Source organism: Micromonospora endophytica (genome assembly GCF_003236305.1).
In the GTDB taxonomy this organism is placed as follows: domain Bacteria; phylum Actinomycetota; class Actinomycetes; order Mycobacteriales; family Micromonosporaceae; genus Micromonospora; species Micromonospora endophytica.
This window is the reverse complement of sequence record NZ_POTX01000084.1, coordinates 1-21,795: the sequence shown is the minus strand read 5'-3', so window position 1 is coordinate 21,795 and position 21,795 is coordinate 1. Positions and strand designations below refer to the sequence as shown.

Sequence of the window (21,795 nt, the reverse complement as noted above, 5' to 3'; positions counted from 1 at the left end):
GCCCGGCACCACCGACCCGCGCCCGCCGCCCGGGTGCCGCCGCCCGGTGCCGCCGCCCAGGCTGGCCGCCTGGGTCAGAAAAAGTCAGGCTTGACTGTTTGTTTCTCCGGCGGCAGGCTGTGCGCGTGCCGACCGCATCGACCCGCGTCCCGCAACAGGAACGCAGCCGGGCCACCCAGGCCCGGCTGTTGGAGGCGACCGTCGAGTGTCTGGTGGAGCATGGCTGGTCCGGCACCACCACCACGGTGGTGGCGGCTCGGGCCGGCGTGTCCCGGGGCGCCCAACTGCACCACTACCCGACCAGGACCGCTCTGGTCACCGCTGCCGTCGCCCACCTCACCGAGCGCCGGGCCGCCGAGCTGCGCGTCGAAGCCGGTGTCCTGCCAGCCGGCCCCGACCGCCTGGACCGGGTGGTGGACCTGCTCGCCGCCGCCTTCACCGGGCCGCTCTTCGTCGCCGCGCTCGAACTGTGGGTGGCAGCCCGCACCGACGCCGAGCTACGCGCCGCGCTGCTCCCCCTGGAAACCCGGATCGGCCGCGAGATGTACCGCCTGACCATCGACCTGCTCGGCGTGGACGAGCGACGACCGGGCGTACGCGAGGCCGTGCAGGCCACCCTCGACCTGCTCCGTGGGCTCGGCGTGGCCAACCTGCTCAGTGACGACTCGGCCCGCCGGGCCGCCCTGCTGCACGCCTGGAAACACCAGCTCGCCACCCTGCTCGCTCCCGCCGGTGAGCCGGATCGACACTGACTTTTCCGCCCGGAGGCATCAATGGTCGACCTGCCCGCCCTGCTCACCGACCTGAAAGCCGAGTCCGAGCAACTCGACGCGCTGGTCGCGGCGCTGCCGGCGGCCCAGTGGGACCGGCCCACCCCCGCGCCGGGCTGGACGATCGCCCACCAGATCGCCCACCTGGCCTGGACCGACCACCGGGCGCACCTCGCGGCGACCGACGCCGAGGCGTTCTACGCCACGGTCACCTCGGCACCGGACCCGTCCCGCCTGGTCGACGCGGGCGCGGCGGAATTCCTCGCCCCGCCGGCCGAGTTGCTGGCGCGCTGGCGTACCGGCCGGGCGGTGCTGGCGGCGGCCCTGACCGCGGTGCCGGACGGGGAGAAACTGCCGTGGTTCGGCACCCGGATGTCGGCGGCCTCGATGGTGACCGCGCGGATCATGGAGACCTGGGCGCACGGCGAGGACGTGGCCGACACGCTCGGCGTGACCCGTCCCGCCACCGCCCGCCTGCGACACATCGCGTACCTCGGTTTTCGTACCCTCGGGCACAGCTTCGCCGCCCACGGCCGTCCGCTGCCGACGGCGCCGGTCCGGGTCGAATTGTCCGCCCCGAGCGGCGGCGAGACCTGGGCCTTCGGTGCGCCGGACGCGGCGGACCGGGTGACCGGCCCGGCGCTCGACTTCTGTCTGCTGGTGACCCAGCGCCGGCATCGCGCCGACCTGTCCCTGGTCGCCACCGGCCCGGTCGCCGACGAGTGGCTGGACGTGGCACAGGTGTTCGCCGGCCCGCCCGGCGGCGGCCGGGCACCCGGCGGCGGGGCGGCGGCATGACCGCGCCGCTGCGGGTGGGCAACGCCTCCGGCTTCTACGGTGACCGCTTCTCGGCCTGGCGGGAGATGCTCGACGGCGGCGAGTTGGACGTGTTGACCGGGGACTACCTGGCCGAGCTGACCATGCTCATCCTGGGCCGGGACCGGATGCGCGATCCCGACCTCGGGTACGCGAAAACCTTCCTCCGGCAACTGGAGGGCGCCCTCGGCACCGCGCTGGACCGGGGAGTGAAGATCGTCACCAACGCCGGTGGTCTGAACCCGGCGGGACTGGCCGCCGCCGTCCGGTCCCTTGCCGGACGGCTCGGGCTCGACGTGCGGGTCGGGTACGTCGAGGGCGACGCCCTGGTCCGGCCGGAGGCGCTCACCGCGAACGCGTACCTCGGCGCGTTCGGCATCGCCGCCTGCCTCGACGGCGGTGCGGACGTGGTGGTGACCGGCCGAGTCACCGACGCGTCCCTGCTCGTCGGCCCGGGAATCGCCCGCTTCGGTTGGGGCCGGGACGACCTCGACGCGTTGGCCGGAGCGACAGTGGCCGGACACCTGATCGAGTGCGGGGCGCAGGTGACCGGCGGCAACTTCAGCTTCTTCACCGAACTGCCCGACGGCGGTCACCGCCCCGGCTTCCCGATCGCCGAGCTTCATCCGGACGGCTCGTCAGTGATCACCAAACATCCGGGCACCGGTGGGGCAGTCACCGTGGAGACCGTCACCGCCCAACTGCTGTACGAGGTGGGCGGGCCGGCGTACCTCGGGCCGGACGTGGTGACCCGACTGGACTCGGTGCGCCTCGATCAGGACGGGCCGGATCGGGTCCGGGTGCACGGGGTCCGGGGTACGCCGCCGCCGGACACGCTGAAGGTGGGCGTCAACAGCCTCGGCGGTTTCCGCAACTCGATGACCTTCGTGCTCTGCGGGTTGGACATTCCGGCCAAGGCTGCCCTGGTCCGGGGGCAGATCGAGGAGTCGGTGGGTCGGGACGGGCTGGAGTTCACGTTGGCCCGTACCGACCATCCGGATGCCGTCGACACCGAGACGGCGAGCGCGCTGCTGCACGTACACCTGCGGGACGGTGACCGGGCGCGGGCCGGGCGGGCCTTCTCGGCGGCGGCGGTGGAGTTGGCGCTCGCCTCCTACCCGGGCTGCACGCTCACCACCCTGCCCGGCGAGGCGACCCCGTACGGCGTCTTCACCGCCGACACGGCCGGGCAGGGCGATGTCGCCCACGTCGCCGTGCTGCCGGACGGCACCCGCGTGCCGATCGCCCCACCGCCGGTTACGTGTTTGCAGGGGGCCCCTTTACTACACCAGGCGTTAACAGGGGGCCCCTCCTTGCATCAGTCGGCGCGGCGGGGGGCGCTGGGCGAGGTGGTGGGGGCGAGGTCTGGGGACAAGGGCGGCGACGCGAATCTCGGTGTCTGGGCGCGTACCGACGCCACCTGGGCGTGGCTGCGCGGCTGGCTGACCGTGGATCGGCTGGCCGAGTTGTTGCCGGAGACCGCGCCGTTGACCGTACGGCGGTTCGAGCTGCCGAACCTGCGTGCGGTCAATTTCGTGATCGAGGGACTGCTCGGTGCGGGGGTGGCCGCCTCCACCCGGTTCGACCCGCAGGCCAAGGCGCTCGGCGAACTGCTCCGGGCCCGGATCGTCGACCTGCCCGCCGAGGAGGGTGCGCGCCCGTGACCACACTCGACAGCCGGATCGACCCGGCCGCACCGGCCTACCGGGCCAACCGGGAGGCGCTGCTGGAGCGGATCGCCGAGCTGGACGCGGCGCTCGACCAGGCCCGCGCCGGCGGTGGGGAGAAGTACGTCGCCCGACACCACAGACGCGGCAAGCTGCTGCCCCGGGAGCGCATCGAGTTGCTGCTCGACCCGGACAGTCCGTTCCTGGAGCTGTCGTCGGTGGCCGGGTACGGCACGGACTTCCCGGTCGGTGCCAGCGTGGTGACCGGGATCGGCGTGGTCGAGGGCGTGGAGTGCCTGGTGGTCGCCAACGATCCGACGGTACGCGGGGGCGCGGTGAACCCGTGGTCGCTGGCGAAGACCCGGCGGGCCGGCGAGATCGCCCTGGCCAACCGGCTGCCGATGGTGAACCTTGTCGAGTCGGCCGGGGCGGACCTGCCCACCCAGGCGGAGATCTTCATCCCGGGCGGGCGGGTGTTCCGTGACCTGACCCGGCTCTCGGCCGAGAAGATCCCCACGGTCAGCGTGGTCTTCGGCAACGCCACCGCCGGTGGCGCGTACGTGCCAGGCATGTCGGACTTCACGATCATGATCCGGGAACGTTCGCAGGTCTACCTGGCCGGGCCGCCGCTGGTGAAGATGGCCACCGGCGAGGACGCCGATGACGAGTCGCTCGGCGGCGCGGCCATGCACGCGACAACGAGTGGCCTGGCCGATTTCCTCGCCGTTGACGAGCGCGACGGCATCCGGCTGGCCCGGCAGTGCGTACGCCGGCTGAACTGGCGCAAGCAGGGTCCACCGCCGCGCAACCCGCTGCCGCGACCACCGAGGTTCGACCCGGAGGAGTTGCTCGGCGTCGTCAGTGCCGACCTGAAGGTGCCGTTCGATCCGCGTGAGGTGCTGGCCCGGGTGCTCGACGGCAGCGAGTTCGACGAGTTCAAGCCGGCCTACGGCAGCGCGCTCGTCACCGGCTGGGGCGAGCTGCACGGCTATCCGGTGGGTGTGCTGGCCAATGCCCGGGGCGTGCTGTTCAGCGCGGAGGCGCAGAAGGCGACCCAGTTCATCCAGCTCGCCAACGCCGCCGACACCCCGCTGATCTTCCTGCAGAACACCACCGGCTACATGGTCGGCACGGAGTACGAGCAGCGCGGCATCATCAAACACGGCGCCTTGATGATCAACGCGGTGTCGAACTCGAAGGTGCCGCACCTGACGGTGAACCTGGGTGCCTCGTACGGTGCCGGCAACTACGGCATGTGCGGGCGGGCGTACGAGCCGAGGTTCCTCTTCACCTGGCCGAACGCGAAGTCAGCGGTGATGGGTCCGGCGCAGTTGGCCGGGGTGCTCTCCATCGTGGCCCGGCAGGCCGCCGCCGCGCGGGGCCAGGAATTCGACGATGACTCCGACGCCGCGATGCGGCTGATGGTCGAGCAGCAGATCGAGTCCCAGTCCGGCGCACTGTTCCTCTCCGGGCGGCTCTACGACGACGGGGTGATCGACCCCCGGGACACCCGTACCGTCCTCGGCCTCTGCCTGTCGGCCATCCACAACGCCCCGGTGCGCGGCGCCGACGGCTTCGGCATCTTCCGGATGTGAGGGCCCGTGAGCGCGAGGAACGCAGCGAAGCGGAGTCCCGCAGTCGCGAACGAAAGGCGGGCCCCCGTGAGCGCGAGGAACGCAGCGAAGCGGAGTGAACGAGAGGCAGGCCCACTTCCATGATCACGAGACTGCTGGTGGCCAACCGGGGAGAGATCGCCCGTCGGGTCTTCGCCAGCTGCCGGGCGCTCGGCGTCGAGACGGTGGCCGTGCACTCCGACGCGGACGCTGACGCGCCCTTCGTGGCCGAGGCCGACCAGGCCGTCCGGCTGCCCGGGAACACGCCCGCCGAGACGTACCTGCGGATCGACCTGATCCTGGACGCGGCACGCCGGGCCGGCGCGGACGCCGTGCATCCCGGTTACGGCTTCCTCGCCGAGAACGCCGAGTTCGCCACCGCGGTCACCGACGCCGGGCTGACCTGGGTGGGTCCGCCGCCGAAGGTGATCGCCGCGATGGGCGACAAGTTGGCGGCCAAGGCGTTGCTCGCCGAGGCCGGCGTGCCGATGTTGCCCACCTGGACCGATCCCGACCAGGTCACCGACTTCCCGGTGCTGGTGAAGGCGTCCGCCGGTGGTGGTGGCCGGGGCATGCGCCTGGTCCGCGACGCGGGCGGGCTGGCCGAAGCGGTGGCGGGCGCGCGCCGCGAGGCGGCGTCGGCGTTCGGCGACGGCACGGTCTTCATCGAGCGGTACGTGGAGCGGGGCCGCCACGTCGAGGTGCAGATCATCGGCGACATCCATGGCACGGTGCTCGTCCTCGGGGTCCGGGACTGCTCGATCCAGCGCCGGCACCAGAAGATCGTCGAAGAGGCGCCCGGTCTCCTCCCGGACGGGGTGCGGCAGCGCCTGCACGAGGCGGCGGAGGCTGCCGGTCGGGCTGTCGACTATGTCGGCGTGGGCACTGTGGAGTTCCTGCTCGCCCCGGACGGCGAAATCCACTTCCTGGAGATGAACACCCGGCTCCAGGTCGAGCACCCGGTCACCGAGGCGACCACCGGCCTGGACCTGGTCCGGCTGCAACTGCTGGTCGCCGAGGGTTCACCCCTGCCGCTCTCCGCGACCCCGGACGCGATGGGCCACGCGATCGAGGTACGCCTCTGCGCCGAGGACCCGACGCAGGGGTATCGGCCGGCCGCCGGCACCCTGCACCGGATCGCGATCCCGAGGGTCGACGGCGAGTTCGCTCCTGGCCGGGGGCTGCGCTTGGACTCCGGTGTGCTGGACGGTTCGGTGGTGAGTGTCCACTACGACTCGATGCTGGCCAAGGTGATCGCCTGGGCACCGAACCGCGCGTCGGCCGCCCGGACGTTGTCCGGTGCGCTGGCCCGTGCCGAACTGCACGGCGTGACCACCAACCGTGACCTGCTGGTCCGCGTGCTGCGCAGCCCGGAGTTCATCGCCGGGGAGGTGGACACCGGCTTCCTGGACCGGCATCCCGAGGTCTTCGCTCCGCTGCTCCCCGCCGACCAGGTGCCCCTGGTCGGCCTGGCGGCGGCGCTCGGCTGCGCCGCCGCCCGCCGCGCCGCCGCCCCGGTGCTGGCCGGGTTGCCCTCGGGCTGGCGCAACGTGCCCGCGTTTCCGCAGCTCACCCGCTTCACCGGACCGGGCGACGAGGAGATCGAGGTGCGCTACCGCCTGGACCGCGCCGGGCGGCTCGTCGAGTGGTCCACCTCGCCGGGCAGCGGGTCGCCACCGGAGGTAACAGTGGTCGAGGCGGACCCGCACCGGGTGGTGCTGGACGTGGCCGGGGTCCGGCGGACGTACCGCGTACACCGGACCGGGTCGGAGGTCTTCGTGGACGGCCCGGACGGGGCGGCGAGCCTGGCCGAGCTGCCCCGGTTCCCCCGGCCCGGCGCGGAGCTGGCCACCGGGTCGCTGCTCGCTCCGCTGCCGGGCGCGGTGACCCGGGTGCACGTCACTGTCGGCGACCGGGTCGCCGCCGGTGACCTGCTGCTGACGCTGGAAGCGATGAAGCTGGAACACCAGGTGCGCGCCCCCGCCGACGGCGTGGTCACCGAGCTGCCCGTCTCCCCCGGCGGGCAGGTCGACACGGGTGCGGTGCTGGCCGTGGTCAACCCTTCCGAGGAGGTACCGGCATGAACTTCGACCTCACCCCCGAACAGGACCAGCTCCGCGAGGCGGTACGGGCGCTGGGCCGACGCTACGGCCACCGCTACTTCGTCGAGAAGGCGAAGGCCGGCGAGCAGACCACCGAGCTGTGGCACGAGGCCGGCCAGCTCGGCTACCTGGGGGTCAACATCCCCACCGAGTACGGCGGCGGTGGCGGCGGCATCACCGAGCTGGCCATCGTCTGCGAGGAGTTGGCCGCGGCCGGTTGCCCGCTGCTGTTGCTCGTGGTCTCCCCCGCCATCGCTGCCACCGTGATCAACCGGCACGGCACCGAGGAGCAGCGCAGCCGCCACCTGCCCGGGCTGGCCGACGGCTCCGAGAAGATCGCCTTCGCGATCACCGAGCCGGAGGCCGGCTCGAACTTCCACCGCCTCGGCACGGTGGCCCGCCGCGACGGCGACGACTGGCTGCTGTCGGGTCGCAAGTGCTACATCTCCGGCGTGGACGGGGCCCAGCACGTGCTCGTGGTGGCCCGCACCGAGGACGCCGCCAGCGGCCGGCTCGCCCCGGCGCTCTTCCTGGTGCCCACCGACGCCGCCGGGTTGACCTGGTCCACGCTGGACATGGAGATCGTCTCCCCGGAGAAACAGTTCCTGCTCTACCTGGACGACGTCCGCCTGCCCGCCGACGCACTGGTCGGCGAGTCGCTGGACGCCGGCCTGCCGGCGCTCTTCGCCGGGCTCAATCCGGAGCGGATCACGGTCGCCGCGATGGGTGCCGGCACCGGCCGGTACGCCATCGAACGCGCCACCGAGTACACCGCGACCCGCAAGGTGTGGGGCGGGCGCACCATCGGCTCCCACCAGGGTGTGTCACATCCGCTCGCGCACGCCGCCGTGCAGGTGGAGCTGGCCCGCCTGATGATCCAGAAGGCCGCCGTGCTCTATGACGCCGGCCGCGACCTGGAGGCCGGTGTGGCCGGCAACATGGCCAAGTACGCCGCCGGTGAGGCCGCCGCACTCGCCGTCGACACGGCCGTGCAGGCCCTCGGCGGGGCCGGCATGACCACGGAGTACGGCGTCGCCACCCTGCTCGGCGCGGTACGCGCCGGCCGGATCGCCCCGGTCAGCCGCGAGATGATCCTCAACTTCGTCGCCCAACACGTCCTCGGCCAGGAGAAGTCGTACTGATCATTTCTGGCCACCGCACACAGGTGCCGAGAAGGGCGGTGAACACTCACCTAGTTCTTTCAGGCCCTTCCGTTCACGTGCGACGGTGCCTGGGCAGTGCACCCGTCAGCGGGGGGAGGACTTGACCTCGCCGTCGCTGAGCACGTGCAGCGTGTCCCGGGTGTACGCCCGCACCGCCACCCCGTCCGCCAGCAGACCCTGGTCGTCGGCGGTCGGCAGCCAACCCACCGCGAGACCGGCGGCCAGGGTGGCGGGCACGATCGTGCCGTCCGCCAACACCAGTTCCGCCCGCAGCGTGCCCGCCGGCACCGCCACCAGCCGGTAGGACTGCCCGCCCGCGAAGCTCTGCCCCCAACTCGTCATGTCCTGCGGCTTGAACCACTGTTCGGCGGGGTCGTCGTACGGGGAGGTGCCGATTTCCACGAGCACACCGGTCTCGGCGCTGTCCGGTTCTCCCGCCAGGCCGTGGTGTGGCCCGACGCAACTGACGATGACCCGCTCGCCGAGGTACAGGTGGGCCCACTGTCCCCGCTCGCCGAAGGAGACCACTGTGGATGGCAGGGTCCGGTCCGGTGCCGCCACCCGCTCGTCATCCCGGAGCTGCTCTGCCCCGACCCGGTCACAGTAGGCGCGGCTTGCCCCCGACTCCGGCACCGCGGCCACCAGGTTGGCGCCCTGGAACGGGCGCATCGCGAAGGTCACGCCACCAACGGCCACGAGCAGGGCGACCGCCAGGGCGGCACCCACCTGACGACGGCGGCGGCGGCGCACCATGCCGGGCAACGCCGTCTCGGGAACCCGCAGCACCTGATCGGCGTACGCCTCGCGGATGATCGTCTCGATGTCGCTCATCGTCACCTTCCCGCTGCCCGCGCGGCCTGATCGACCGCATCCCTCGGCGCCCGCACCGCAGGCTCATCCGCAGCCGGTGTCAGCCGCGCACGCAGGGTCGCCAGGGCCCGACTGAGATGCACGCTGACCGTGCTCTCCGAGATCCGCAGCGCGGCGGCGGTGGCGGCCGGTGAGAGGTCCCCCAGCAGGCGGAATGCCAGCACCTCCCGCTGGCGTCGGGGCAGCTCGGCGATTGCCGACTGCACGGCCGCCGGCACGTCGACCCGGTCCGCGACCGGCGCCGGATCGCTGAAGGTCGACACCAGCACCTCTCGCCGGATCCGCCGCCACCACGACCGTTGGATGTTGAGGGCGGTGAGCATGACCCATGCGGTGGGATCCGGGTGCCGGCTCACCCGGCTCCAGCCGGCGTACGCCCGGGCGAACGCCTCCGCGACGGCGTCCTCGATCCCGGCATCCCGGCCACCGGATGCCGCACCGACGACCCGGAGAACTCGATCTTTGCGGGAGGAGTAGAAGTCCGAGAAATCATCCACCAGCCACCTCTGCTCGCCCGGCCCGGCCGTCCGGCGCCGCGCCTTCGAAGGAAAACGCCTGGGCTGGCCGGCTGCCTTACCCACCACATCACGATCAGGTAACGGAGGCGTATGACCGCCGCGAAGCGAGGCCGGGTACGACGGGCGACCCGATCGCCCGCCGTACCCGGGTGTCCGGCGCGCTACCTCAGCGGACCGGCAGCGGCGCGACCACCGGCGGCAGTTGCTTGGGTTCGCCGCGACGCGGCGCGCCCTGGGCGGCCAGGTCGCTCTTGGACGTCTCCGCCCGCCGGGTCGCCGTCGGATCCTCCGGCAACTCCTCGAACGGCTGGACGTCGCCCTTGCAGACCGTGCCCTTCTTGGGCAACGTCAGCCGCAGCAGGTACGCGTCGACGGCCCCGGTCACGCAGGCCGACGTCCCGTACGCGGTGTGTCCCCAACTGTCGCTGGAGAGCAGCCGGCTGTTCGGCAGCCGCTTGGCGGTGGACACCGCCCCGTTGTAGTTGGTGCTCGGGTCCCAGTAGTTGCCGACCACCAGCACCGGGCCGCTGGTGCGCCGGTCGAACGGGCCGGTGAAGCGGTCTTCGTCACGCACCGTCCAGCTGTCCCGGGCGCAGGGCGCGCCGAGCCACGTCCAGAGCCGACCGAAGTGCGGGTCACGCTTGTCGGCCGCTGCCGCCCGGGCCGCCCAGGATCCGGCGTCGCGCGGGTGGTGGGCGTCGGTGCAGTCCACCCCGAGGAAGGTCTCCAGCCCGTTGTAGTACGGGAAGTCGTAACGGGCCTGGGCGTGCCGCTGCGCCAGGGCGACGCGTGCCTGCTCGCGGGCTGCCTTCGGGGTTGCCGGCTCGGTCAGCTCCAGCACTTCGGCGGTCAGGAACGCGACGTCGTTGTAGCCGTACGGGCCGTACAGCCCGTTGAGCATGAGGGCGATGAAGTCGGCGTAGGTGACGGTGAACTGGCCGATGTCCGGGTCGTCGACCACAAGTGGCTTGGCCTTCAACCGCTTCGTCACCAACCCGAACTTGGCGACCGGGTCACCGGAGGCCAGTGGGCAGGCCGCGACGCCAGCGGCCTTGCACCGCTTCAGGATCTCGCGGAGCGCCTTGTCCGCGCCCTGCGCGCTGCGCATCCGCGCTTCCTGGTCGACGTCGCCGTACTTTCCGCCGCCGAACCACGCGCTCGCGTCGAGCACACCGTCGATCACCAGGGCGCGAACCCGGTCGGGGAACATGTTGGCGTAGTACTGCCCGAGCACGCTGCCGTAACTGAAGCCCAGGTAGGTGAGCTTCTTGTCGCCCACCGCCCGGCGCAGCACGTCCATGTCGCGGGCGACCTCGGCGGTAGACATCGCGCCGCTGAGCGGTTGTCCGGTGGTCGAGCATGCCTCACCGGCCGCGATCGAGGAGGCGACGTAGGCCCGCTCTTCATCCTTCGTGTACGGGAAGGCGACGTTCAGCCCCGCCAGCGCCCGAGTCTGGTCCTTGACCGAGGTGAAGCACCTGAGCTGCTCGCTGGCGGCGATGCCACGCGGGTCGACACCGACCACATCGAAGCGGTCGAGCAGCTCGTCACCGAGAAAGTACGGTGCGGCGAGGGCGACGTCCGTACCCGAGCCGCCCGGACCGCCCGGGTTGACGAAGAGGCTGCCGATCTTGCGTTTCTGGTCGCGCGCCTTGACCCGCAGCACCGCGATCTCGGTCGTCGCCCCGTTCGGCTGGTCGTAGTCCAGCGGCAGGTCGACAGTGGCGCACTCCGCGTACTCGTAGCACCCGTACCAGTCCAGCTCGGGCGTTTGCACGCGGTCGACCCGCAGCCGCTCGGCGATGCTGGTGCGGTGCGCGACTGTCGCACCGGGGATCGAGGTCGGCGCGGCGGCGACGGGTATGACCGCCGCCCCGGCGAGGAGTACGCCGGCGAGTCCGGCTGCGAGAAGTGTCCGTTTTACTCGTGGCATGTGAACGCCTTCCGATGGGATACGGGACACGTCGAGTGGGGCCCGACCTTCGACACTCTAGGGACGACGGACACTACATTCGGTCCGATAAAAGCCCCATGTCGGACATGAAGCCGACAAGCGTCACGGCTTCGTCACTCTCCGCGTCGTAATTTCGTCTGTTGCGCTGCGCAGCAGGACGCCACTGTTGACAGATCGGCGAGCGCCGACATTCTGGACGGGTGAGGCGCATCCCCGGACTCGACGCGCGCGTGGTGGCGGTGGTCGCGACGCTGGCGACGGTCTGGCTGCTGGCCGCGTTGCTCACCGGACGCCGGCAGGATCTGCTGGGCGTGGCGATGGCCCTGCTCTGCGTCCTGTGCGGCACGGTCGCCGGGGTGGCGGTCGCCGCCGCTCGCCAGCGTGGCACCGAGTCTCCCGCCCCCGATCACACCGTCGGAGCCGCCGACACCGAACCGCCGAACATCGACGCGGACACCTTGGAGACCCTGGGTGACCGCGAGGCGGTCCGCGCGCTGCGGGAGCGTTACCGCGACAGCGGCGCCGGCTGACCCTGACGCGCCCGGCCGTCGCTGGTCAGCCGCTGGTTAGCGTGGGCGCGGCCAACCCGTCCAGACCTCGTCCGGCAAGGCAGCGATAGGTGGGATCGGACGTGCCGTCGGCCGGCGGCAACACCTCAAGGTGCCACCCGGTCGGTTGCGGGATGCCGCTGACCAGCCGGAAGGTCTCCTCGTTGCAGACCCCGCGCACGGCCGGGTCGGCGACTATCTCGTCGTGGTCGGCGTCGAGCAGGGCGGCGGGCAACTCGCCCTGGGCGTAGCTCTCCCAGGTGTGCCGGCTGTCGCACGGCACCCGGCTCGCCTCGGCCCGCTGGCCGCGCACCTGCACCGGCCCGAAGCACTCCAGCTCCGTCGCGCAGCCGGTGCCGGGCGGCAGTGACTCAGGCGGGCTGGCACAGCCCGGACGCAGCGCGCCGCTGGCGGCAGGGCGAGCCGGGAGGGTCGGTTGCGTCGACGGGACACCACCTGCGGCCCAGGCGCCGACACCCGCCGAGGCGGCCAGCGCGACCACCCCGGCCGTGCCGAGGAACCAGCGCCGTCGACGGCGACGCTCGGTCGAGCCGGCCGAGTCGGCGGGGGCGGGCACCTGGGTCGGCCTGGTGCCGCCGCCGTACCGGCCGACGGGGGTGGCTGGTCCGTCCCCGTCCAGGGACAGGGCGGCGAGCGTGTCGCGCAGCTCCGCGGCGGACGGTCGTTCCGCCGGGTCGTTGGCCATCCCGGCCCGGAGCACGTCGAGCAGTTCCTCCGGGACCCCGGGCAGGCTGGGGATCGGCTGGTGGAAGAGTTCGAGCACGGTGACCAGGCTCGGGTTGCGTTCGGTCTGCCAGCGCGGCGGACGCCCGTGCATGACCGCGTAGAGCGTGGCGCAGAGGGCGTACACGTCGACCGCCGGTGAGGGCGGGCTGTGGCTGAACATCTCCGGTGGCGCGTACGCCGGGGTGAGCACCTCCAGCGCCACCGAGGCGTCCCGCATCTCGGCGACCACTGCCAGTCCGAAGTCGGCGAGCACCGCCGAGTTGAAGTGCGAGTAGAGGATGTTCGCCGGTTTCACGTCGCGGTGCAGCACACCGGCACCGTGCGAATGGGCGATCGCGTCGGCGATCTTGACGCCGAGATCGCGGGCCTCGATCGCGTCCAGCGGCGAGTTGCGCATGCGCTCGGCGTACGACCCGTCGCAAAGTTCCATGATCAGATAGGGGTGCTGATCGATGGTGACTCCGACGTCGAAAAGGTCGACCACGTGTGGGTGGGAGGACATCCGGCCGGCGGCCCGCGCCTCCCGCAGGAAACGCGCCTGATCACGCTCGCTGACCAGGGTGCGGTTCTCCACCTTGACCGCCACTTCCCGGCCCACCGAGATCTGGGTGGCCGAGTAGACGGTCGCATAACCTCCCCGGGCAAAGACCTGCAAATCGGTCAGACCGGGCACAATGGGCAGCGGCAGGGCGCCGGGCGGAGTGTCGGTCACAGGATCGAAAATACCTAACCGTGCCGGTGGCTCACCGAACCGCATCGGCGGCCGGCCCCACACCCGACGTATCGGTCCCGCCCGCTCCCGCCGTGGTGTCCCCGGCCGGACCCGCCCGGCGGGCGTCCCACCAGAGACCGCCAGCCGTGGCCAACGCACCCAGGCCCTCCCAGAGCGCCACGCCGAAGAACCGGTCGGGCGCCACATCACCCAGCACCGCGAGGGTGAAGACGGTGAACGTGACGAGCCGGAAGACCACTGTGAAGCGGTAGAAGGCACGCCACTCGGTGGCGGTGGCGAGCAGGTAGTAGACGCCCATGTTGAACGAGGCCATCGACGACGCGGCCATGAACACGCCGGTGTAGTCACCGGACGCCCGCGTCTCGGGGATCTCGAAGCCCAGCATCCCGAGCAACGCCTCGGGCCAGAGCAGGCCCACCGCGCCCATCAACAGCGCCAACACACCGAACACCGCGATCGTCCAGCCGGCGACCGAACGCGGCAGCCTCATCTGAGCCCTCCCCCTTGACGGCACGACTGTCGACATCGACCGCCGCGTGGGGGTTCACGCTAGCGGTCACCCCCGACAGGGCACATCACCGAAACCGCCAGAACCTCACCTGCCGGGACAGCACGCCTCAACCGGCGTTGCGCAGGCTGCTCCACAACGCCTCGGCGGCGGCCCGCTCGCTGCGCTGCTCAGTGCCGTACGCCAGGCGTACCGCCTCGTCCGCGTATGTCTTCGCCTCCACCGGCTCGCCGCTGGCGGCCAGTGCCTCGGCGAGCACGCTGTTCGCGATCACCTGACTGCGGACGTCCTCGGCCGGCAGGTGCACGGCCCGCCGAGCCCAGTCCAGCGCCTGTTCGAGCTGCCCGTGAGCGAGCAGGGCGGAGGCGTAGCGCGCCATCGACTGCCGCCGGGAGAACAACAACGACGGCGCGGTCGCCGCGGCGGTGGCGACCGGGGCGAGCAACCCGACAGCGGTGCCGGAGTCCCCGGCGGCCAGCCGGGCCGTCGCCAGCAGCACCCGGGGCGCCACCTGCGCGGGTGCCTGCGGGTTGTGCGGCTCCACAGTGGTCAGCACCGCGCGGGCGTCCCGCTCGGCGGCGCCACCGTCGCCCATGTCCAGCGCCACGAAACCGCGCAACGTGCCGGCCATCCCGGTGAGCAGCGGATGGCCGGTCCGGCGGGCGTACGACAGCGCGTCGGTGAGCAGGTCGGCGGCGTGTTCCGGCTCGCCCAGCCCACGGGCCACCACGCCCCGGACCACCAGCGCGAAACCCTGCCCCCAGTCGTCCGAGGCGGCGGCGAACTCGCGGTACGCCCGGCGCGCCTCCCGGTCGGCGTCGGCCAGCTCACCCAGTTCGGCGTTGGCGTACGCCTCGACCGCCCGCAGCGTGCCCACCGCCCACGCCTCACCGACCCGCTCGCCGAACGGCAGGAAGATCCGAGCCAGCCGACGCGCCTCCCGCAGGCGACCGGCGAGCAGCCGGGCGAACGCCGTGGTGCCGCGCAACCAGGCCCGCCCGTACGGATCCTTCAGCTCGGCGAAGAGCCGGGCAGCCCGGCCGAGCACGGCGTCCGTGCCGGCGAAGTCACCCCGGGTGGTGGTCACCCAGGCCAGGTTCTGCAACGACCACGCCTGCCCGCGGCGGTCCTGCGCCGCCAGACTGACCTGGTACGCGGCGGCCAGCCGACTGCTCGCCTGCCCCAGCCGTCCGGCGAGGAAGTCCGCCATGCCCAGCCGCCGCATCGCCGAGGCCCGCAGCGCGGCCAGGTCGGCGTCGGTGGCCACCTGCGACGCCTCCCGCCAGGAGGCTTCCGCCCGCCGTAGGTCTCCCATGACCTGCTGCGCCTGGCCGGCCAGCAGCAGCGCGCTGGCCCGGATGTCCGCCTGGTCACCGGCGTTCGCGGCGATCTTCTCGGCATACGCGAGCGCGTCGGCGGCCCGTCCGACCTGAAGTAACGCCCGAGCGTGCACCACCCGGTCGGCGGCCGGCACACCGTTGACGCCGGCCAGTTCGGCGGCGCGTTCGGCATGCTCCACGGCCAGGGCCGGCTCGCCCGCGTGCATCGCCCGGCGGGTCGCCCGACCGAGCGCGGCAACCCCCAGCGGCGCGACCGCCCGGGCCGGTGCGTCCGGCCGCAGCGTGACCGCGTCGGCGAGAGTGGTGGCCCGCTCGGCGTGCTCGGCCACGAAGTCGTCCCGCGACACCCCGGTCAGGCCGCCCGGACCGCTCGCGGTGCCGCTCGATCCGGCCACCGGTGTCGGCGCACCCGTGACGTCCTCTCCGGGTGCCGCCCAGCGGGCCAGCGCGGCGTGCCGTTCGGCCAGCTCCGCCTTGCTGATCCCGGCGTACGCGGCCTCCCGCATCAGCGGTGTGGCGAAGGCGTACCCGGTGCGGGTGCGGTGCAGCATGCGGCGTTGCAGCAGTTCCTCGACCGCCCGGTCCAGCTCGACCGCAGCCACCGCGGCCGGCCGGCCGTCGCGGCCGGCCCGCTGTTCCCGCAGTGCCTCCAACGCGCCGTCGGGCACCGTGTCACCTACCACCGCGGCGTCCCGCAGCACCGCCCGCGCCTCGGCGGGCAGGGCGTCGATCCGGGCGGCGAGCACCGCCGCGAGGTCCCGGGAGAGCAGCCGGCTGCCCAGCGACCCGGGCACCAGCCGCCACTGGTTGCCCACCCCGGCGGTCAACGCCCCCCGCTCCATCAGCAGGGTGACCAGCTCAGCCAGGTAGAACGCGTTGCCCTGGGCAGTGGCCAGCAGCCGGTCGGTGTCGGCCTGGGGCAGCCGTCCACCGCCGAGGTAAGTGGTCAACAGCCGGGCCGCATCGGCACCGCGCAGCGGCGGCAGCGGCTGCACCTCGGCGTCCGCGACCCGGGTCAGGGTGCCCGCGGTCCGCACCAGCTCCGGGCGACCGAGCAGCAACACCAGCACCGGCCCGCTGAGCCGGGAGAGCGTCACCTCCAGCGCCCGGATGGTCTCGGCGGTGGCGTCGTGCAGATCGTCCACCACCATCACCAGCGGCGCTTCCTCGGCGAGCGCGCTGAGCAGGTCGGCCACGGCGTTCGGCACCGCCTCGGCGTCGGCCGGCGGCTGGGCGCTGCTCCACTCACCCTGGTCGGTGGAACTGCCGGCAGGCAGTTCGGCGTACCCGAGCAGGGCCAGCAGTTGGTCGACGGCGATCGGGGCGGGCTCACCCCGCACGCGGCTGAGCCGCTGGCCGAGCCGGCGCAGCCGCTCCTCGACGGCCGGGCGGGTGACCGCGGTGGCCGCGTCGTTGGGCAGGCCGGTGGCGGCGCGCACCAGGTCGGCGAGGGGGGCGAGCCGGCGGCGCTCACCGAACGCGGCGCAGCGCACCGAGAGCACCCGGGCGCCGGTGTGCGCGGCGTACCGGCCCGCGCCCACGTCGTACCCGGCGGCGAGGCGTTCCACCTCGGCGGCGAACCGGGACTTGCCGATGCCGGCCTCGGCGGTCATCAGCAGCACCCGGGGTTCGCCCCGGTCGATCACCTCGGCCAGCCGGCCGGCGACCCGGCCGATCTCGGTTTCCCGGCCGACGAAGGGTGCCTCGTCGCCGAGGCCGGAGCGGGTGCCCGGCGCATCCAGCAGGCCGAGCAGCTCGTACGCCTCGACCGGCTCGCGTTTGCCCTTGAGCCGCAGCGGACGCAGCGCCCGCCAGCTGGCCACGTGGCGGGTGGCCGCGGCGGTGCGGGCGCCGGCGTAGACCGCGCCGACGGCGGCGGCGTCGGCCAGCCGGGCGGCGGTGTTCACGGTGTCGCCGATGACCGTGTATTCGATCGCGGCCTGGATGCCGGCGATCACGTCGCCGGTGTTCAAACCGACGCGCAGCCCCAGCGGCGCGCCGCCGCCGCGCTCGTCGTCGAGCACCCGGCGGACGGCCCGCTGCATGGACAACGCGGCGCGCACCGCCCGCTCGGCGTCGTCCTCATGCGCGACCGGGGCACCGAAGACGGCCATGATCCCGTCGCCGGTCAGCTTGTCGACGTGCCCGCCGAAGGTCTTGACCGCGCCGGCGAGGGCGGCCAGCACCCGGTCGGTGACCGCGCCTACCCGTTCCGGGTCGAGATCCTCGGACCAGGAGGTGAAGTCGGACAGGTCGCCGAAGAGCACTGTCACCACCCGCCGCTCGGCGGCGGGCAGGGTCGCGGCAGCCGGCAGCGCGGCGCCGCAGTTGTGGCAGAACCGGGCGCCGGGCACGGCGACGGTTCCGCACACCGGGCAGGTCACGGCCGGTCCAACCCCGCGTCGTCAGCGCCGGATTCCCGGCCCAGGTATTCCAGTTGGGCTCGCACGGACCATTCCGCCGCCCACCACAGCGAGCGGTCCACGTCGGCGTAGACCGTGGCGACCACCTCGGCGGCGGTCCGCGCACCGGCGTCCAGCGCGGCCCGGACCTGGTCGAGCCGGGCGCGGCGGTGGGTGAGGTAGAAATCGGCGGCGGCACCGCAGTCGGCGAGCGCCGGGCCGTGTCCCGGCAGCGCCGGGATCCCCCGGTACGCCGAGAGCAGTTCCAGGGTGGCCAGGTAGTCGCCGAGGTGGCCGTCCGGATGGGCGACAACTGTGGTGCCGCGCCCGAGAATCGTGTCACCGGTGAGGACCACCTGCTGGCCGTCCCGCTCGACCAGGAAGCAGACCGAGTCGGCGGTGTGCCCGGGGGTCGGCACGACCCGGATCCGCAGGCCGGGCCCGTCGATCCCGGTGTCGTCGAGCGGTGGGCCACCGATGCTGTGCGTCGGGTCGACGGCCCGGACCGGCACCCCGCCGAGCAGTTCGTGCAGGCGCGGGGAAGCTTCGGTGTGGTCCGCGTGCCCGTGCGTGATCAGCACCAGGCCGATCGGCCCCCGTTCGGCGATCGCCGCCAGGTGCCCCTCGTCGGCCGGTCCCGGATCGACGAGGACACCGGCGTGCGCACCCGGTGCCCGCAGCAGCCAGGTGTTGGTGCCGTCCAGCGTCATCGGCCCTGGATTAGGTGCCCGCAGCAAGGTCACCCACGCCGGTAACTCACTGGCGAGGGCGCTCACCGCCCCCGTCACATGCCCTCCCATGGCTGCGATCGTACGACCCCGCTGACGAGGGCCCGCGATCTTGCAGTTTCGGTCGCCGATTCGCCGTTTATGTTGCTCTTTGTCCCGACCAAAACTGCAAGATCGCGGGGGTGAGGGCGGTCAGGAGACCTCGACTATCACTTCCACCTCGACCGGGGCGTCGAGGGGAAGCTCGGCGACGCCCACCGCGCTGCGGGCGTGCCGACCGGCCTCGCCGAAGACGGCGCCGAAGAGGTCCGAGGCGCCGTTGATGATGGCGGGCTGACCGGTGAAACCCGGCGCGCTGGCGACGAAGCCGGTCAGCTTAACGATCTTGACGACGTTCTCCAGACCGACGAGCGAGTCGATCGCGGCGAGCGCGTTGAGGGCGCACCGCTGGGCGAGCTGCTTGGCCTGCTCGGCCGAGACACCGGCACCGACCTTGCCGGTGGCCAGCAGCTTGCCCTCGACCATCGGCAGCTGACCGGAGACGTACACGTGCTGCCCGGACTGCACCGCCGGCACGTAGCTCGCCACCGGCGGCACCACCTCCGGCAGTTCCAGCCCGAGTTCCGCCAACTTCGCGTGTGGCCCGTTGCTCATGCCGACACTCCGTTTCGCTGACGCCCGCTCACGACTTGCGTCGCTTCATGTAGGCAACGAGCTGCTCCGGATTCGGCCCCGGTACGACGGAGACGAGTTCCCAGCCGTCCTCGCCCCAGTTGTCGAGAATCTGCTTGGTCGCGTGGACCAGCAGCGGAACGGTGGCGTATTCCCACTTGTGCATCGGTGTGCGGGCTCCCTCGTGGCGTGGACACTTCGGGCACAGCCTACGGTCCGGTCCCTGGCCGGGGCGCGGGGCGCTGTTCCGGCGCGGCAGACAGCTCACCGCAGGGGCCCCGGTGGTCGTACGGCTGGGGGCACCGGGTGCGGTCGGGCAGCAGCAGGTCGCAGAAGACCCGCTGCCTGTTGTTCTGGTCGTCGGCGGTCGACACCTCGGTCTCGCCCGCATCCAGTTCGGGGAGGAAGTTCAGGGAGGTGGCCACCCGGCCGGCCAGGGCGGTGGCGGCGGCCAGGTCGGTCACCCGGATGGGCAGGTGGATGACGTACCCGGGGCTCTCCTCCTCCCGACCGGCAGGCTCGCGCGAGGCGACGGGCAGCACCGGCCGCCCGTACGAACGCTCGTTGACAGGTGGTCGACCCGAGGATCGTTCGTCGGCCGTCCGGCCCTCTCCCCGGGCCCCCGTCGGAAACTGCGTTCGGGGCGTGTTGTTCGTGTCGCGCATGCACTGCCTCCGGGCGTAGTACCTGGTCACGGCCCCACCCTGCGACCCGAACAGCCGGGCCGGGGCGTGCCGGAGCGACGGTAGGACCGAGGCGTCGATCCCATCAACACCGACGCGCACGCCCGCTGGCTTTGGTCGCATTTGCGACACCTGTGCAGCGAAAACGTCTCGTTCTCCGGTTCGCAAGCCCTCGACCCCTCGGCACCAGCCCGACGGACCGCTACCCTTCCGGTCTGGACGGGCGCCCGGCCCGACCGACCCGATCCCACGCTCACCGCCACTGCGGGGTGACGCGCCGTACCCGGGGGACGCATGACTCAGCCACCCGCCGGCGATCCGCCGTACCAGTCGATGCCCGGCCCGCGCCGCCACCGGGGGCCGATGACCGCCTTGCTCACGGTCACAGTCGTGCTGCTGCTCTGCGCCGCCGGTGGTGTGGCCGCCTTCCTGACGCTGCGCAACACCGAGTCCGGCGAGGGCGCACCGGACCCGTCGGTGGCGGTCGACGACTTTCTCACCGCCGTCTACCAGGAGCGCGACGCGGCCAGCGCCGCCAGGTTGGTGTGCAGTGCCGCCCGCGACCAGGACCGGATCCGGGCCAAGGTCGCCGAGATCGAGACGTACGTCTCGACCCATCAGAACCCCCGGTTCCGCTGGGACAGCCCGACCGTGGACAACGAGACGGGTGACCGGGCCACGGTCACCACCACGGTGACCGTCACCACCTCCGACGAGAAGATCGCCGACCAGGATCTGCGCTTCACAGTGATCCGCAGATCGGGCTGGTGGGTCTGCGAGGTCTCCTGAGCCCGGCGGCTGGATACCCTCGACGGGTGGGAGCAGCGCAGCGCCCGGCCGGTCGGGCCGGCACCGATTGGCCCGCCCGCCTGCACGTGGTGACCGGCAAGGGGGGCACGGGCAAGACCAGCGTGGCCGCCGCCCTGGCCCTGGGTCTGGCCGCCGGTGGGCGGCGCACCCTGCTGGTCGAGGTGGAGGGCCGCCAGGGCATCGCCCAACTTTTCGGCACCGAGCCACTGCCGTACGCCGAACGGCACCTCGCCGACGCACCGGACGGCGGTGAGGTGTGCGCGCTGGCGGTGGACGCCGAGGAGGCGTTGCTGGAGTACCTGGACATGTTCTACAAGCTCGGGGCGGCCGGTCGGGCGCTGCGCAAGCTCGGCGCCATCGACTTCGCCACCACCATCGCCCCTGGCCTGCGTGACGTCCTGCTCACCGGCAAGGTCAAGGAAGCCACCACCCGCACCGTGGACCAGCGGCGGGTGTACGACGCCGTGGTGTTGGACGCCCCACCCACCGGGCGCATCGGCCGCTTCCTGAACGTGACAGCCGAGACCGCCCGGTTGGCGAAGGTCGGCCCGATCAAGACCCAGAGCGAGGGTGTCTCGACCCTGCTGCGCTCGCCGATAACCGCGGTGCACGTGGTGACTCTGCTGGAGGAGATGCCGGTGCAGGAGACGATCGACGCGATCTCCGAGCTGACCGCGCTGGGCTTCGGCATGGGACGGGTGATCATCAACGGGACCCGGCCGCCGCTGCCGGCGGGGCGGCTGGTCAGCGCGGCGGAGCTGGAGCGCGGGCTGCGCGCCGCCGGGTTGCCGGCTGACCAGCGGATCGTCTCCGGCCTGCACGACGAGGCACGCGACCAGCTCATCCGCCGGGAGTTGGAGGACTCGCTCCGGGCCGACCTGGTGGAGTTGGGCGTGCCCCTGGTGGAGCTGCCGTTGCTGCCCGACGGGGTGGACCGGGCCGGCCTGGACGTCCTCGCCGGGGCGCTCGTCAGCGGCGATTGACTCACACCTGGCCTCGGCCTGCCGCGCGGGCCCGGTCGGCCCGATACGCTCGATTGGTGCCTTCCGACAACGCCGCGCCGCCGCTGGACGTCGACCAGATCCTGGCCGATCCGGACGTACGGATCGTGGTCTGCTGCGGGGCGGCGTTGTCGGAAGGCACCAATCGAG

The 21,795-nt window shown here is 72.5% G+C and carries 19 protein-coding genes; 9 read left to right on the top strand and 10 right to left on the bottom strand.

What is annotated here, in order from left to right; genetic code table 11:
• Positions 1-125 precede the first annotated feature (125 nt).
• From C1I93_RS14605 to C1I93_RS14580, 6 genes are all read left to right on the top strand, one after another.
• Complete coding sequence (locus tag C1I93_RS14605) at positions 126-752, top strand: TetR/AcrR family transcriptional regulator (protein WP_111243833.1); 627 nt, start codon at positions 126-128, stop codon at positions 750-752.
• 21 nt (positions 753-773) lie between these two features.
• Complete coding sequence (locus C1I93_RS14600) at positions 774-1,568, top strand: TIGR03084 family metal-binding protein (protein ID WP_111243829.1); 795 nt, start codon at positions 774-776, stop codon at positions 1,566-1,568.
• Positions 1,565-3,250, top strand: coding sequence for an acyclic terpene utilization AtuA family protein (locus C1I93_RS14595; protein WP_111243832.1), 1,686 nt, complete (start codon positions 1,565-1,567; stop codon positions 3,248-3,250). Before C1I93_RS14600 ends, C1I93_RS14595 begins: the two co-directional genes overlap by 4 nt.
• Complete coding sequence (locus tag C1I93_RS14590) at positions 3,247-4,848, top strand: acyl-CoA carboxylase subunit beta (protein ID WP_111243828.1); 1,602 nt, start codon at positions 3,247-3,249, stop codon at positions 4,846-4,848. The genes C1I93_RS14595 and C1I93_RS14590 overlap by 4 nt, the downstream gene beginning before the upstream one ends.
• Positions 4,849-4,967: 119 nt before the next feature.
• Positions 4,968-6,950: an ATP-binding protein gene (locus C1I93_RS14585; protein WP_111243827.1), complete on the top strand. Its 1,983-nt coding sequence runs from the start codon at positions 4,968-4,970 to the stop codon at positions 6,948-6,950.
• A complete protein-coding gene (locus C1I93_RS14580; protein WP_111243826.1) occupies positions 6,947-8,110 on the top strand; it encodes an acyl-CoA dehydrogenase family protein in 1,164 nt (387 codons plus the stop codon). Before C1I93_RS14585 ends, C1I93_RS14580 begins: the two co-directional genes overlap by 4 nt.
• 105 nt (positions 8,111-8,215) lie before the next feature.
• Here C1I93_RS14580 and C1I93_RS14575 read toward each other — a convergent pair whose 3' ends face one another.
• The 3 genes from C1I93_RS14575 to C1I93_RS14565 form a co-directional block, all read right to left on the bottom strand.
• Positions 8,216-8,962 (bottom strand): hypothetical protein, encoded by a 747-nt coding sequence (locus C1I93_RS14575; RefSeq protein WP_111243825.1) that lies wholly within the window; start codon positions 8,960-8,962, stop codon positions 8,216-8,218.
• A 2-nt stretch (positions 8,963-8,964) separates the two neighbouring features.
• A complete protein-coding gene (locus C1I93_RS14570) occupies positions 8,965-9,498 on the bottom strand; it encodes a sigma-70 family RNA polymerase sigma factor (RefSeq protein ID WP_223256352.1) in 534 nt (177 codons plus the stop codon).
• A 187-nt stretch (positions 9,499-9,685) separates the two neighbouring features.
• Positions 9,686-11,452 carry an alpha/beta hydrolase gene (locus tag C1I93_RS14565; protein WP_111243824.1) on the bottom strand — a complete coding sequence of 589 codons (1,767 nt, stop codon included), beginning with the start codon at positions 11,450-11,452 and terminating at the stop codon, positions 9,686-9,688.
• 221 nt (positions 11,453-11,673) lie between these two features.
• On the opposite strand from C1I93_RS14565, the gene C1I93_RS14560 reads away from it, so the two are divergent.
• The gene (locus C1I93_RS14560; protein ID WP_146603502.1) at positions 11,674-12,003 is read left to right on the top strand and encodes a hypothetical protein; all 330 of its coding nucleotides are present in this window, start codon (positions 11,674-11,676) and stop codon (positions 12,001-12,003) included.
• 25 nt (positions 12,004-12,028) lie between these two features.
• Here the strand turns inward: C1I93_RS14560 and C1I93_RS14555 are convergent, their stop codons facing one another.
• The 7 genes from C1I93_RS14555 to C1I93_RS14530 form a co-directional block, all read right to left on the bottom strand.
• The gene (locus C1I93_RS14555; RefSeq protein ID WP_111243822.1) at positions 12,029-13,480 is read right to left on the bottom strand and encodes a serine/threonine-protein kinase; all 1,452 of its coding nucleotides are present in this window, start codon (positions 13,478-13,480) and stop codon (positions 12,029-12,031) included.
• Positions 13,481-13,511: 31 nt separating this feature from the next.
• The gene (locus tag C1I93_RS14550) at positions 13,512-13,991 is read right to left on the bottom strand and encodes a hypothetical protein (RefSeq protein WP_111243821.1); all 480 of its coding nucleotides are present in this window, start codon (positions 13,989-13,991) and stop codon (positions 13,512-13,514) included.
• 127 nt (positions 13,992-14,118) lie between these two features.
• The gene (locus C1I93_RS14545) at positions 14,119-17,733 is read right to left on the bottom strand and encodes an adenylate/guanylate cyclase domain-containing protein (protein ID WP_111243820.1); all 3,615 of its coding nucleotides are present in this window, start codon (positions 17,731-17,733) and stop codon (positions 14,119-14,121) included.
• Positions 17,730-18,551 carry an MBL fold metallo-hydrolase gene (locus tag C1I93_RS14540; RefSeq protein ID WP_111243819.1) on the bottom strand — a complete coding sequence of 274 codons (822 nt, stop codon included), beginning with the start codon at positions 18,549-18,551 and terminating at the stop codon, positions 17,730-17,732. The genes C1I93_RS14545 and C1I93_RS14540 overlap by 4 nt, the downstream gene beginning before the upstream one ends.
• A gap of 120 nt (positions 18,552-18,671) precedes the next feature.
• The gene (locus C1I93_RS14535) at positions 18,672-19,133 is read right to left on the bottom strand and encodes a RidA family protein (RefSeq protein WP_111243818.1); all 462 of its coding nucleotides are present in this window, start codon (positions 19,131-19,133) and stop codon (positions 18,672-18,674) included.
• 28 nt (positions 19,134-19,161) lie between these two features.
• On the bottom strand, positions 19,162-19,317 hold the full coding sequence (sp36, locus tag C1I93_RS31200) for a Sp36 family protein (protein ID WP_119663753.1): 156 nt from the start codon (positions 19,315-19,317) through the stop codon (positions 19,162-19,164).
• A gap of 43 nt (positions 19,318-19,360) precedes the next feature.
• Entirely contained in the window at positions 19,361-19,816 is a 456-nt protein-coding gene (locus tag C1I93_RS14530) for a hypothetical protein (protein ID WP_111243830.1), read from the bottom strand.
• 312 nt (positions 19,817-20,128) lie between these two features.
• On the opposite strand from C1I93_RS14530, the gene C1I93_RS14525 reads away from it, so the two are divergent.
• Together C1I93_RS14525 and bagA are read left to right on the top strand one after the other, a co-directional pair.
• Entirely contained in the window at positions 20,129-20,623 is a 495-nt protein-coding gene (locus tag C1I93_RS14525; RefSeq protein WP_146603501.1) for an Rv0361 family membrane protein, read from the top strand.
• A 26-nt stretch (positions 20,624-20,649) separates the two neighbouring features.
• Positions 20,650-21,627 (top strand): ATPase BagA, encoded by a 978-nt coding sequence (bagA, locus tag C1I93_RS14520; protein ID WP_111243816.1) that lies wholly within the window; start codon positions 20,650-20,652, stop codon positions 21,625-21,627.
• Positions 21,628-21,795 lie beyond the last annotated feature (168 nt).